At 62.1% G+C, this 13,082-nt stretch carries 13 protein-coding genes; all 13 read right to left on the minus strand.

The genetic code is table 11. From position 1 onward, the window contains the following. Positions 1-405: 405 nt before the first annotated feature. The 13 genes from ABQJ56_RS15225 to virB11 all read right to left on the minus strand — a co-directional run bounded on the left by ABQJ56_RS15225 (position 406) and on the right by virB11 (position 13,074). Positions 406-2,223, minus strand: a complete 1,818-nt coding sequence (locus ABQJ56_RS15225; protein ID WP_367845872.1) for a type IV secretory system conjugative DNA transfer family protein — start codon at positions 2,221-2,223, stop codon at positions 406-408. Next, entirely contained in the window at positions 2,220-2,489 is a 270-nt protein-coding gene (locus tag ABQJ56_RS15230) for a hypothetical protein (RefSeq protein WP_367845873.1), read from the minus strand. Before ABQJ56_RS15230 ends, ABQJ56_RS15225 begins: the two co-directional genes overlap by 4 nt. A 34-nt stretch (positions 2,490-2,523) precedes the next feature. Beyond that, positions 2,524-3,792: an XVIPCD domain-containing protein gene (locus tag ABQJ56_RS15235; RefSeq protein WP_367845874.1), complete on the minus strand. Its 1,269-nt coding sequence runs from the start codon at positions 3,790-3,792 to the stop codon at positions 2,524-2,526. Between the two features lie 85 nt (positions 3,793-3,877). After that, a complete protein-coding gene (locus tag ABQJ56_RS15240; protein WP_367845875.1) occupies positions 3,878-4,384 on the minus strand; it encodes a hypothetical protein in 507 nt (168 codons plus the stop codon). 286 nt (positions 4,385-4,670) lie between these two features. Beyond that, positions 4,671-5,000, minus strand: coding sequence for a hypothetical protein (locus ABQJ56_RS15245; protein WP_367845876.1), 330 nt, complete (start codon positions 4,998-5,000; stop codon positions 4,671-4,673). Between the two features lie 38 nt (positions 5,001-5,038). Continuing rightward, positions 5,039-5,539: a DUF4189 domain-containing protein gene (locus ABQJ56_RS15250; RefSeq protein ID WP_367845877.1), complete on the minus strand. Its 501-nt coding sequence runs from the start codon at positions 5,537-5,539 to the stop codon at positions 5,039-5,041. Next, positions 5,536-6,633: a TrbL/VirB6 family protein gene (locus tag ABQJ56_RS15255; RefSeq protein WP_367845878.1), complete on the minus strand. Its 1,098-nt coding sequence runs from the start codon at positions 6,631-6,633 to the stop codon at positions 5,536-5,538. The genes ABQJ56_RS15250 and ABQJ56_RS15255 overlap by 4 nt, the downstream gene beginning before the upstream one ends. 107 nt (positions 6,634-6,740) lie before the next feature. After that, complete coding sequence (locus tag ABQJ56_RS15260; protein WP_367845879.1) at positions 6,741-7,559, minus strand: hypothetical protein; 819 nt, start codon at positions 7,557-7,559, stop codon at positions 6,741-6,743. Positions 7,560-7,596: 37 nt separating this feature from the next. Further along, complete coding sequence (locus tag ABQJ56_RS15265; protein ID WP_367845880.1) at positions 7,597-10,077, minus strand: VirB4 family type IV secretion/conjugal transfer ATPase; 2,481 nt, start codon at positions 10,075-10,077, stop codon at positions 7,597-7,599. A gap of 48 nt (positions 10,078-10,125) precedes the next feature. Continuing rightward, positions 10,126-10,434 carry a VirB3 family type IV secretion system protein gene (locus tag ABQJ56_RS15270; RefSeq protein ID WP_192165171.1) on the minus strand — a complete coding sequence of 103 codons (309 nt, stop codon included), beginning with the start codon at positions 10,432-10,434 and terminating at the stop codon, positions 10,126-10,128. Then, positions 10,427-10,831: a TrbC/VirB2 family protein gene (locus tag ABQJ56_RS15275; RefSeq protein ID WP_367845881.1), complete on the minus strand. Its 405-nt coding sequence runs from the start codon at positions 10,829-10,831 to the stop codon at positions 10,427-10,429. Before ABQJ56_RS15275 ends, ABQJ56_RS15270 begins: the two co-directional genes overlap by 8 nt. Before the next feature lie 200 nt (positions 10,832-11,031). Continuing rightward, on the minus strand, positions 11,032-12,015 hold the full coding sequence (locus ABQJ56_RS15280; RefSeq protein WP_367845882.1) for a lytic transglycosylase domain-containing protein: 984 nt from the start codon (positions 12,013-12,015) through the stop codon (positions 11,032-11,034). A 27-nt stretch (positions 12,016-12,042) separates the two neighbouring features. Further along, positions 12,043-13,074 carry a P-type DNA transfer ATPase VirB11 gene (virB11, locus tag ABQJ56_RS15285; protein ID WP_367845883.1) on the minus strand — a complete coding sequence of 344 codons (1,032 nt, stop codon included), beginning with the start codon at positions 13,072-13,074 and terminating at the stop codon, positions 12,043-12,045. Positions 13,075-13,082 lie beyond the last annotated feature (8 nt).

Raw genomic sequence — 13,082 nt, forward strand, 5'->3', positions numbered from 1 at the left:
GAACTCGGAAGTGAAACGCAGCCGCGCCGATGGTAGTGTGCACCTCGCATGCAAGAGTAGGTCACCGCCAGGGGCTTTATCCCTCAAACGCCCTCACCTTCCCCGGTGAGGGCGTTTGCTTTTTCTGGATCGCCGCACCATGCGCCTGGAACAAGGCGTTCCAATGGGGCCGCTGCTGGTCGCGCTGCGGGACGTGCTGGATGGAGTGCCGCGGATCGGGCGGAGGCACTTTGACGCCGCCACGCCCGGCGGCCGTGGTTCCGATGCCGTCGTGGAGCACATGATGCCGTGCTGCTCGTCGCATCCACGCCCACATCCTGAGACAGGGTGTGCATCCCGAGGAACTTGTTCTCCACGGCGTCTTCATCGATGCCGGCCGGCGCAGCGTCAGCGCGTCCGCTCGATTCACTGCGCCAGCCATCGTGCAGCCTGCTCGCCTTGCGGCTGGACGACGTTTGCCACAATCGTCGCTCCTCTCGGCGAGTGCTGCGCAGCTGCCTCGATTTTCACCGGCGGAGCGCTTGCCCGTTCCCGCAGCACCTTGTCCTTGAAGAACCAGTTCTTGTGCGCGCGGATGGGTTTGCAACCCTCGTAGAAGATGATCTCCTCGTCCTGCGGCAGCTCCTTGATTTCCTGCGGCAGGAACAGCGCGCGCTTTTCGTCGCTGTAGCTGGTCGACACCTGGTGACTGTCGCGGCCGCGGCTTTCGCTGCGCTGCTTCATGCGCACCGTCTTGTAACCGAGCATCTCGCTGTATTCGTTGGCGTCGGCCTGTTCGCGCGGGGCGAACACGATCTGCGCGCCGTGGTTGGTGATGAAGTTCTGCGCGTCGTGGTCGCCGTAGGCCGAGCGCAGCTGCGACCGGCTCTGCACGATGCACAGGTCGCGTACACCGTAGCTGGCAGAGATCGAGATGCGCTTGGCCCAGACGTCCACACGACCCATGGCGGTGAATTCGTCCATCAGCATCAACAACTGATATTTGAGGTCGGGCTCCTCACCCAATTGCTTGCCTAGATTGGCGCCGATCACGGTGCTGAAGAAGATGTTCAGGAGCTTGCGGCTCTCGTCCAGCTTGTTGGTCGGGATGATTACGTAGAGGGTGGTGGGACGCTTGCGCAACGCGGTCACGTCGAAATCCGTGGCGTTGGTGGCGGCCGCCAGGATCGGGCTCAGGAATTGCTGCAGCGGCGCCTGCACCGTGGCGATGACCGAGGAGAAGGTCTGCTCGGCCAATCCCAGCAGATTGCCGAACACGGTGCGGGTCTGCGGGCTGACGCATGCATAGGCCGGGTCGGCGAGTATCTGCTGCAGCGTTTCCTTGATGCTCTTGCCGTCCATGCCGCTGGAAAGGCGCAGGATGCGTTCAAGGCTGGGGAACAGAACCGAGGTGCTCGCATCGAGCCGCAGCGACGAGGGAGTGCCCGCGCACTGCTGGGCCAGCACCTGGCCGTCCCACACCTCGAACATGAAGGAGGCAAAGGCGGTGAAGGCGGCACGCGACTGGCTGGTCCAGAAGGGGTCCTTGCCCGTCTCATCCGGGTACAGGATGGCTGCCATGGTCTGGATTTCGCCGAGGCGCTTGCCGGGATCCATCTCGGCCATGAGGGACATCGGGTTGAAGCGGTGGGTGTTCCCAGCATCGTCGTAGGGTGCCCACACGCGAATGGCATGGCCTTGCGCTTCCCGCCAGCCGCTGGTGGCCTTGAACAGTTCGCCCTTGAGATCGAGCACAACCATCGACTGGGCGTAGGAAAGCAGCACGGGAATGGCGATGCTGGTGGTCTTGCCCGAGCGGGTAGGCGAAATGGCGATGGCATGCTGGGTGCCGTTCAACCACAGGTAGCGCCCCTTGTACTTGCCGACGAGGATGCCCTGCGGAGTCTGCGTGAGCAGCCCGGCTTTCCTGAGGTCGTGCAGGCCGGCGAAGCGGGCATCGCCATGCAGCGATTCCACTTTGCGTCGGCACAGCGGAATCAGCAGGAGCAGCCACGCCAGCAAGGGCAGGCCAAAGCCGAGGCCACCTGCCAGCTTGATCTTGCCGGCATAAGGCGCGTACTGCGGCAGGGTGGCCACCTGGAGGTACTGCCACCAAGTGTTCCAGGCCAAGGGCGCGCTCCTCAGGTCGAGCAGCCACAACACCAGCCAATCGGCGAGGTAGAGGCCGCCAAGCAGCGCGGCCACGAGCAACGTCACCGCAAAAATCAATTTTCCCTGGCTCATCCTTCGATGCCTTGTTGAACGTCTGAATGGTGATGCGGGGATTGGAGGGCAATCTTGTTGAGCAGCAGCAGTGCGCCGGCGATCACCGCCGGGCCGGCGACGCCGGCGCCGGCGCCGGACATCCACTTGTCGCGGGTGAGATCCGTGGCGACCTTGGCGTTGCCGCCATCCTCGATGGTGTCGATGGTGCCCGTGCCCAACTGCATGGCAGTCATCACCGCGACGCCTTGCGCCGTGGCAACGCGACAGCCGTGGTGAGCAAGCATGGATAGACACGGCATCACCGACAACCCGCTCGCATCACAAGGTCATGGCTTGGGATGGCGTGGACGGTTGAACGGTCGGCGCCGGTGGCGCGACGGATGGCACCGGGGCAGTTGCGGCAAGGCTGGCACTTTGGGCCATCGGCGTCTGCAGGGCCGTTGCGGTATCGATGGAACCCAACTTCGCCATTTCCATCGGCGATGCCGGATGCTGGGCGATGTAGACGCGATGGCCGTTGTCGCCGAGGGCCACCTGGTCGATGCGCACGAAACCTTCACGCTTGGCTTCAACGACCAGCGCGGCGGCAAGGTTGAGACGCTGCTGCTCGGTAGGCTGGCCCCGTGCATCAAGCGTGCGCACGCCAGAAAGTGCCTGCTTGAACAAGCCGTGGTCGGGGTTTTTCGGATCGCTCAGATCACGAGCGGCGGCGTGCTGTTGCAGCACCGAGTGCATGGACTGCCGGGTCAGCGGGCCGACCTTGCCGTCCACGGTGAGGCGGTGGTCGTGCTGGAAGCGTTCCACGGCATGGCGGGTATCCGGACCGAAGTTGCCATCCGTCCTCAACAGGTGGCCTCTGCTGTCCTTGTACCCCAATGCGGCCAATTCCGATTGCAGCTCCCTGACGTTGTCGCCACGGGCGCCTGGCTCCAAGTCGGCGTGCTTTGCTGCATGCGTCGCAGCTGGTTTCGTCGGCAGACTGATGGCCTCGTCTTTGGCCAGATGCCGCATCGTTTCCGGGGTGAGGGTCTTTTCCCATTTGGCGAACTGCGTTTGCCGCGTGTCCAAGCCGTTATAGCCGCCATTGATGGCCATGGTCGCGGCCTTGACGTCTTCATGGGCCATGTCAGGCACGCGATTCTGCCAATACCACACGGCGATCCTGGCGGCGTTCTCGGGTTTGGCTGCAAGGTCGGGGTCGCGTGCCAGGTCAAGATGCAAGGCCTTGCCGGCGGCCTCGTAATTGTCTTTGCCGGTGAGCTGGATATAGCCGCGCCCGCGGTAGGTATATCCATCGGTCGTGTCGTTGTTTCCATTGCGCCCGCCATACATCAGCCGGGCCAGTTCCTCGGGGTACCCCTTCAGGGCATTCACACGAGCCGCTTCCAGTGCCGCGTCACCCTCACGATGGGCATATTTCACCGGGATCTGCGAAATGCCCGTGGTGTAGCGGAAACTTTCGTCCAGCTTGTTGAGCCCGCCAGACTCGGCGTTCACCTGCGCCATGAAATTCGCCAGTTCCTTCGGCGACTTGATGCCCGCCTGGTAGGCGCTTTGCAACAACTGGGTTTCTCTATCGGTAGCCATGCAGTAACTCCTCACCGAATTCCTGAAGGGGTGACTGTGCTCACTGTCTGCAACATCTCCGCGGGTCGTGACAGGGATTGCCTATTCAAGGCAGCGTGACCTCCGGCAGGGTCGCGGGGTCGAAATCCTGAAAGCGCATCGTGCCGAAATCCTTTGGCGTCAGGTCCAATGCTTTGTGCTTGCCTGTTTCCTGGTCAGTCACTTCGCGCTTCACTTCATGTAGTTGCCAGTCTTTTTGCGTTGGCGCGTAGGCAAAGGTGTACTCGTTCGACCAATGTTCGCGTGAGCCGCCTTCGGTCACCACGGTAAATTGGCCCTTGCTCACTTGCGCGTAGCTGTAAGGGTCGCCGGCGATGCCGCCACATTGCGCACAAGGCACCATCTTGGCGTTTTGGGCGGCTTTCTCCAGCTGCCCAGAGGCATTGCGCACGAGCAGCAGCACCGTGCGTGACGGGCCTTCGCCCAGCTTTCCAAAGCCTTCTGCGAGTGGATCGAGCACCAGCAAGGCGCCCGGTCTGCCGCTGTCATCGAGGTCGCCTGTCTTGGAATCCAGCAGGCGGTTGTTGCCAACGAAGGCTTTCAAATCATCCATGGGTTTTCCTTGTGTGGCGGTGGATGCCGGCGAAGGAGCGATGGGAGCTCGATTCTGGGCAGCGCCTTGCGCGTTGCAGCCAGCGACAATCGCAGCCATGCAGAGTCCGACAGTGCATGAGGTTGCGAAAAACCGGGTCGGATTCATTTTCATGTTCTTGCGTACCATGGTCGTAGCCGAAGATGTGGAAGTTGCGGATGTATGGGAATACAGAGTCCGCTTCGCACTGTGTCATCAGACGATTAGTGGGTGGATAAGTGGGCCTGACTCCAGATCTTGGAGCGGATCAGCCGGAAGCCCGCATGCCGTACTCGGCGATGATGGTGGTCAGGATGCCGGAGTTCTTGCCTTGGCTGCCGGGGCACTGGGACAGCCACTGTTGGCGGTTCATGGCGGTGGCGGGCCAGTCGATGCCTTCTTCATCGTAGATGTACAGGCTGGGGGAAAAGAACGCCTGGACCGGGGCGATGCAGCCGGCAACATTCTGTTTGCCCTGGGTCTTGCCGGCCATGCAAAGGAAGCTGGCGCAGACGTTGCCCTGGGCGTGCACGGGGGCCGTGGCCAGGCTGGCGGCGGTGCCGAGGGCGAGGGCGGTAAAAAGGGCGTGCGGCTTCATGGCAGGTCTCCTGTTCATTCCGTTGCAGGGGGTAGGGATTACTGGACGCGAACGGGGAGGGCGCAGGCGGTGTAAACGACCTTGCAGTCGGATGCTCCTTTGGAGCAGCTAATTAGTGCATTTTTCTGAGCATCTTCTGCATGTAATGCACCTGCAGTTGATTCGAATTTTGTTCCCCAAGCCAGTGCGGCGCATTGGTTGTAATAAGCAAGTGAAATTTTGCAGCTTTGGTTATTGCTTTTTGATGCGCAACGCTGAAGCGCTTCAGCAATCGCAGCGGACTTGCTGGTCTGGTTCTCGGAGACGCCGACACTGGAGGTATCGTCGATGGCGATGGCGCCCCAACGATCGGCCCATCGAAGCTGAGGCCTCGGCGGTCGAGCTTGTGGATCTTGCAAGCTCTCCTGGTAGCCGGGTACCTGGTCCGCCGGTACGCACTGGCCACCATCTTGTGACCCATAGACGCACTGCTGTGCGTGGCCGGGGATCGACACGTAGAGCAGGGTGCCGAGCAATGAGATGGAGAACCATCGTTTCATCCGCCGAACCTCCCTATATTGGGGTTGTAGGACTTCACCGTATCGCCGCCCGCTGCCAAGCCGCTTGGGCCGGTGATTTGAGGAGTGTTTCCAGCTTTCGAATTTGGATCAACTGTGGTGTTTGCATTCCCCGGCGGCAACGCCTGATACCGATGTGTCCCGAGCGCCATCTGCTGTCGTGAACTGGCCATTCCCTCGCCGATACGCCCGAACGGGCTGAAGAAGTTCACCTGCCCCAACGTGCCCTGGAAGAAAGCGGCGGCCATGGGCGGGGCGGAGATGATCAAGGTGGTGAGGATCAAGCCGATACCGCCCTGCTGCAAGGCCATCGAATTGAGGCCGTCGGTGGACAGCCCGCCTTGCGTGGCCATCGAGGCGACGTACTGGGCGATGTACGAGGCGGTGATGGCGGTGAGCATCTGCATGGAGAGGGTAATCATCACGCTGAGCACGGCCAGCGAGAACACGGTGCCGATGCCGTAGAGCAGCCATTTCTGGAACAGCGGGGCGGTCTGCCTGAACAGCAGGCACATGATGAACATCGGACCGAAGCCGATGAACAGGGCGAGGGCGATCTTGTTGAGCAGCAGCAGTGCGCCGGCGATCACTGCCGGGCCGGCGACGCCGGCGCCGGACATCCACTTGTCGCGGGTGAGATCCGTGGCGACCCTGGCATTGCCACCATCCTCGATGGTGTCGATGGTGCTCATGCCCAACTGCATGGCAGCCAGGTTGTCGTCGATGGATTGGAACGGGCTGGCATTCTTTCCGGTGACCAATTGCACGATGGCGGCGGAGGTGCCGTCGGAAAGGGCCCAGTACAACTGCTGGGAACCGCCGGCCATGCTGGTGGCGATGCCGACGACGAGCACCGCCTTGAGCGAGTCGCCCACCAGCGCCATCATCGGTTCGCGCGACTGGCCGGTGATGATGCGGTAACCGTGGAACACGATCCAGATCGTGAGCACGACAAGTGCCACGGCACCTATGACCATGCTGGTCCTCTGCAACAGATCCCATTGAAAGCTGTTGATCTGGTTGGAGAGATAGTTGTTGATGATGGTGAAGAAGACGAACTTGCCGAGATCAGGCATAAATCACCCTTGCCGTACAGGCTGGCTTCGAATTGCCCTGGGCCAGGCGCGCATTCCACTGGCATGCAGGCGAGCCATGCCTGGCGATGGAATACGCCAGCGACGTGTCAGAACCCATTGCTGTCCTCGATGCTCAGTTTTTTGGCGCCGTTGTTGGTCTGCGGCACGGACAACGCACCTGCGAGTATGGCGCCGGAAGTTATCTGGCTTATGGTGTTTTGAATGATGCCTGTGCTGCCGCCCTTGTTCGCCGCATCAGCGAGTTGTGCCTGCTGCTTCTGCAGGTAGCGCAGGCGCGTCGTGTAAGCGTAGTAGGCGGATTCCATCTGCTGACGGTCGATATCCATCTGGGCGCGCAACGCAATCAACTTGTTGGTGTTGTCCGCCAGCTTGCCGAATTCTTCCGCACCGATGTTCTGCCTTGCGCGGATCAGGGCCTTCAGGTCGTTTTCCCGGGATGTAGTGATGTCGTACATCGCCTTCATGTATTGATACTGCGAATTCTCGGTATTGATGATGTCCTGGCAGTTGGTTTGCTGCTGAGTGGCCACCCCACTGCACGTGCTTGTGTCGGCGCTGATATCGACCAGAGCCACTTTCGGTGGCGCCACCGCACTGCTGGAACTGGCAGGCGCGTCGCCGTTGGAGATGCTGTCGATGAACTTGAGGTGGCCGTTGACGGTGTCTGAGCCATCGGAGGTGCTGCCGCCGATCTGCTTGCTGATGTCGCTGGTGTTGCTTTTGATGTCGCGGGTATTGCTCTTGATGTCGCCGGTGTTGGTTCTGACGGTCTGGTCGCTGACGGCAACCTCGTCCTGCGCCCGGACGGTGCCGGTAGAGAGGACTGCCAGTAGGACCAGAAGCAGCGTGGCCTGACGCATGCGCAACGGGCGCGAATATGCCGAACGGACGGGTGGGTTGATCATGGCGCACTCCTTATCTGACTCTGTCGGAGACACGGGTTTAGCGTGCGGCCGCACGAGCGGTGCTGTTGGCGGGAGGCGGGATGGGCCTAGCCTTGCCGCTGCCCTTGCGGTTTTCGTAGAAGTCGTTGAGCCATTGTTCGGGGCGCAGGTCGTCCACGTTGACACCTTCGGCAGCTGCGCGCTGTTGCAGCACTTGGTGCATGATTTCTATGTTGTCGGTGGAGGCGGAGATCACTGACAAGGCGTCGTCCATACCGCGCAGGTTGAGCTGGCACACTGCGCTCGCATGGCCCTGTTTGACGAGGAAGCAGCGCGAGCGCTCGTCCAGGCTTACCACCACCTGGTATTCGGCTTCGGTGAGCTTGAGGCCTTCGACGTAGTCCTCGCGGCTGGCGTTGGGGTTGGGCAGCAGGACCATGGTGGCGGTCTGTTCGATCAGCGCGGCGGCGATGTCGCTGGCCAGCGCGTCCTCGGGGCTTTGGGTGGCGAAGATGCCCAAGCCATTCTGCTTGCGTATGGTCTTCTGCTTGTTCTTGGCGAATTCCTTGAGGCCGCCCTTGCCGTCTAGGATCTTCCAGAATTCGTCCATCACGTAGATCAACGGGCGGCCGTCGATCAGTGCCTCCAGCCGGTGCAGCAGGTAGTTGATGACCGGCACGCGCACTTCGGGGTTGTCGATGATGTCGGTGTAGTCGAAGCCGATGATGTTGGCTTTCTCGAGGTCGATGGTGTCGACGGGGTTGTCGAACACCCAGCCCAGCGAGTTGCCGGCCGTCCACTTGCGCATACGCACGTAGAGGCCGTCGTCGCCCATGTTGGGCAGGCTCTTCTGGAAGTTGGTCATGTTGCGCAGGCGCATCGGCGTGTCGAGCATGCTCTCCACGGCGCGGAAGATGTCCTCCTCCTCGCGCGAGCTGTAGACGCTCTTGCCGGCCAGCACCTTGATCAGCTCGGCGAGGAACTGCACGTTGGCCTCGGTGCGCTCGCAGTGGAACGGGTTGAAGCCGGTGGACTGGCCGTTCTCCAGCGCGAGGTAGTTGCCGCCGCAGGCGCGCACGAAGATCTCGGCGCCGCGGTCCTTGTCGAAGAAGAAGATGGTGGGCGACGGCGTGTACTTCTGCACCTGGCTGAGCAGGAAGTTGATCAGCGCGGTCTTGCCGGTGCCGGACTTGCCGATGACCATGGTGTTGGCGATGGCCTTCTCGCCCAGCGAGTTTTCCGCCGGGTGGGTGGCGTGGAAATTGAAGTAGTAGGGCTGGCCGTTGGTGGTCTGCAGCGTGGTGACGTAGTCGCCCCAGGGGTTGTTCTCTTTCTTGCCGGTGGCGAAGTTATGCAGCGGCGAGAGGCCGAGGAAGTTCAGCGAGCTGACGTTGGCCAGCCGCGTGCGGTATTTCCAGTTGCAGGGCAACTGCGAGTAGAACGAGGCGGTGACGGCGAGATCCTCCTTCACCGAGACGAAGCCGGCGTTGGAAAGTTCCGCGCGCGTGGCGGCGATCTGCTGCGAGAGCGTTTCCTGGTTCGGCGCGTAGACCGCGATGGTGAAGTGGTACTCGCCAAGCACGAAGTTGCCGGAGGCGAGCTGGTCCATGGCGTGGTCCAGCTCGGCGATCTGGCTGAAGGCCTTGTCGCCGGAGGAGATCATCATGCCCTTGGTGCGATCCAGCGCCTTGAGCGCGTCGTGGCGGCCCATGGGGCTGAACGAGTGGGTGACGACGTATTCGAAATCCAGGTATTTCAGCCCGTTGAGGATGCCCGGATACGTGCCGTCGGTGTATTCCTTGATGTTGAGGATGGCGCCGAACTGGTTGGCGCCGTCGGGCGAGGTGATGACGAAGTCGCCGGTCTTGGCGGAGAAACGGTGCTTGCTGACCGACAGGTAGCTGTAGACCGGCGCGGGCAGCACGGGCACCGGCTCGTCGATGCGGTTGAGCAGGTAGCCGTAGAGTTCCAGCGGCTCGGAGAACACCACGCCGTTCCTGGCCTCGTACATGCCGAGGCGATATGGCGCGTAGTCCTTAAGCACGGCCTCGACGTTGCCCGCCAGTTCCAGCACGGTGTTGACGGCCTGCAGCTGCTCGGACTCCAGCCGGGTGATGTCGCCGGATTTCTCGGCGAAGCGCTTGCCTTCGACGATGGGGCGGTAGATCAGGGTGAGGTACAGCTCGTTCTGCATGAGCTTCTGCGCGGAGAGCGCGCCGTAATACGCGTCCGACATGCTCTGGTTGAAGATTTGCGCGAAGCGGCCGTGATCCTTGAAGCGGCGGCGGCGGCGTATGTCGTGCACCCAGAACGCCACGTTCACGAAGTCCGGCGCGCGCAGGGTCTGCAGCATGCGGTTGAAGGTGTTGTGGCGGTGCTCGAGATCCCATTCTTCGCGCCCCACGAACGGCAAGCCGCCCAGACGCCACACCATCAGGTAATCGCCGCCCGTGGTCTTGAGCACGGTGGGCGACACATGGGTGGACAACGTGACGAATTCGCTGATCGCGGTGTCTGGGATGAAGCTGGGCTTGGACATGATGTCGATCCGAAACGGTGCCCCGGCATGCCAGGGCGCCTTGGTGGCTTACGTTTTGTCTTTCGACTGGCCGCGGTAGCTGTTGGGCGTGAACACCCACATGCCATCGTGTTCGCGCAGGTTGCGAACCCGGGTGCGGAACTGCAGCCGCAACCCGAGCAGCCGGAAGATCATCTCGTCGCGACGCGCCATCTGGCGCATCACGAAGATCACCGGCGGGATCAGCAGCAGATAGAAAAAGTTGGTGTACACCGACAGCAGGAACACCCCGCCCACCGCGAAGAAGAACGGTATGTAGGGCACGCCCATGAACATGGGCGGGCGGGTGCAGCCGCGGAACAGTGCGTTCTTATGCATAGTGGCTCAACGCGTGCGAAATCAGGCTCGCCGATTGCACGCTGCACGAGCTGCCCGCAGTGCCGCCAAGGAACATCTTGGCGATCTGGCCGGCCGCACCGATCAGCACCGCGCCGATCAGCACGGGAGCGACGTCGCCGATGCGCTTGTGCGCGAAGGCGATCTGGTAGCCGGAGAACACCACCGCGATGGTCACCACCACGATGGAGATGGCGTTGAGGATCTTGTTGACGTTGTTGGCGAAGTTGCAGGTGGTGGAAATGGTTTCGGTGGCATCCTGGCCGAAGGCGATGCTCGGTACGATCAAGGCAATGAGCACGGCCAGGTACAGGAACGTGCCCAGGCGGGCGCGGCTGGAACGGAGGAGGCTGTCGGTGACGATCTGGTTCGGTGCCATGTCGGATTTCCTTGGGTGGTTGTGGAACATGCGCGCTCAGGCCTGAGCCGCTTCAGGGGAAGCTGCGTGGTATGCAGCCAGATTCACTGCAGGGTGCCTTGGGTATTCCAAGGCGGGTTTGCGGCCATGCGGCCACCGACGCGGACTTGCGATCCGCAAACTTTGGATGTGTCGTGCACGCGATGGAGTGCATCGCGGCTTCAGAAAACGAAGGCGGCATCGCCGGGCTCCTGTGGATGGGCAGCTGGGGTACTGCCGGTGACGTTGGCGATCGTGGATGTCGCTGGCGGCGACTTGGCCGGTGGGGGGATGGATGCCGGTGCCGGCAGCGGATCATTTGGCCCGGTCACCTGTGGCACGAAGATCGAGGAGCCGGTCGTGGTGTTATTTGACGTGTTGTTGGCTGGCCCGGAGGCTGGCAAAGGGGCGGTTGTTGCGGTTGGCTTCACTGCCGCCGTCGCCGTCGCCATCGCCGTCGTCGTCGTTGTTGTTGCCGGGGGAGTGGTGGTGATCCTGGCGGCATCCAGCACTACACCGGTCAGTGCCGCGGCGGCTTGATCCAAGGCTTGAGCGCCGGTGGCTGTTGGATAGGCCTTCGTCGAGAAGAACGACACGCTCCTGATGGCCACGCGGTAGTCGGGACTGCCTGGCGGCGGCGTCGATATCTTGTCGGCGCTGGTGACTGAGGTCGTGGCCACGGACTTGAGCGGGATGGCCCGGGGATCGTCGGCGCCGGCTTCCGTACCCTTGCCGCGGTTGATGGAGTCGTACACCTTCTGCACGTAGCCGTCGCGATAACCGGTGACGAAATCGCCCGAGTAGTAGCAACTGAAGGCCTTGCCCCAGTTGCCGCCGGAGCTGGCGTAGCACGCCGCGAGAATCTGTGCACCCGCGGCCAGGTTGGGGCAGGCGTCGAATGCCTTTTCGTAGGAGTCCAGGCCGTACTTGCCGAGGTTGGCGCGGTTCACCTGCGCCACCCCCAGCGAATAGTTGTAACCCTTGGCATCGAGCATGTGCACGGTGGCCAGTGCCTCGGCCAGATTCTTCGGCTGGCGTTCCAGCTGGCCGCCGACCACGCCGATCGCATACGGATTGGCACCCGATTCGACATCGACGATGTGGCTCATCACCTCGGCCGGTACGGCGAGGTTGGGGCAGGCCATCAATCCGATTGCAGCGAACATGGTGCGGTTTCCGTATCGATGCGTGGATCAGGTATGCGAAAAGCTGCGCGCCGGATCGAAATCGATGCCGGTGATGCAGCGGCGCCCCGCGTGCGCCTTGATGTGCACGACGATGTCGATGGTCATCATCAGCAGACGCTTGATGGTGGTGAATTCCAGCCCGGCCCCCTCGTTGGAGGCCTTCACCATCAGGGCGAGCTGGTCCCAGGTCTGCTCCGTGCTGCCGGAATGGCAACTGGTGATCGAGCCGGGGTGGCCCGAGGCGCAGTTGCGGATGAAGTAGAACGATTCGTCGCCGCGCAGCTCGGCCAGGATGATGCGGTCCGGCTTCATGCGCAGGCAGGCTTCCATGCAGCTCTTCGCGGTGACGTTGCTAGTGCTCTGGCCACCCTTGGAATAGAGCAGGTGCACCACGTTGGGCTGGGCGATGAACAGCTCACGCGCATCCTCGATCGTCACCAGGCGTTCGTCGTCGGGGATGTGGTGCACCAGCGACTTCATGAAGGTGGTCTTGCCGCTGCCGGTGGCGCCGGAGACCACGATGTTCTTCTTGTTGAGCACCGCCTTGCGGAAGAAATCCGCGTAGTTGCGGTTGGCGCGCAGTTCCAGCAATTCGTGGTCGGCGTCGCTGATGCCGTGACCGGTCTCGACGATCTCGTCGAAGAAACCGTCGTCTTGGTATTGGGCCAGCGTTTTCGTCTGCTTGGAGGGCAGGCGGATGGTGATGGACGCCTTGCCGGCCTCGCAGGCCGGCGGTATCACGAACTGCGCGCGTTCGCCGGTAGGAAAGGTCAGCGACACGACGGGATCGGTGTCGGTGATGCGCTGGCCGGTGTTGCTCTCGTTGACGACCGCGGTACAGAACTGGCGGGCCCGCTCGAACGTGAGGGACGATACCTCGACGCGGCGCCAGGCGCCGCGGCTTTCCAGATACAGCTCACCCGGGCGGTTGATGCAGATCTCGGTGACGTCCGGCGAGGACATGAATTCCCGCACTCCCAGCACGTCGTACTGGTAGGCGAGGAATTCGTTCGAGATGTGGGAGTCCAGTTCCTGCATGGCTGCTT

This window comes from Rhodanobacter geophilus (genome assembly GCF_040812275.1).
GTDB classification, from domain to species: Bacteria; Pseudomonadota; Gammaproteobacteria; order Xanthomonadales; family Rhodanobacteraceae; genus Rhodanobacter_A; species Rhodanobacter_A geophilus.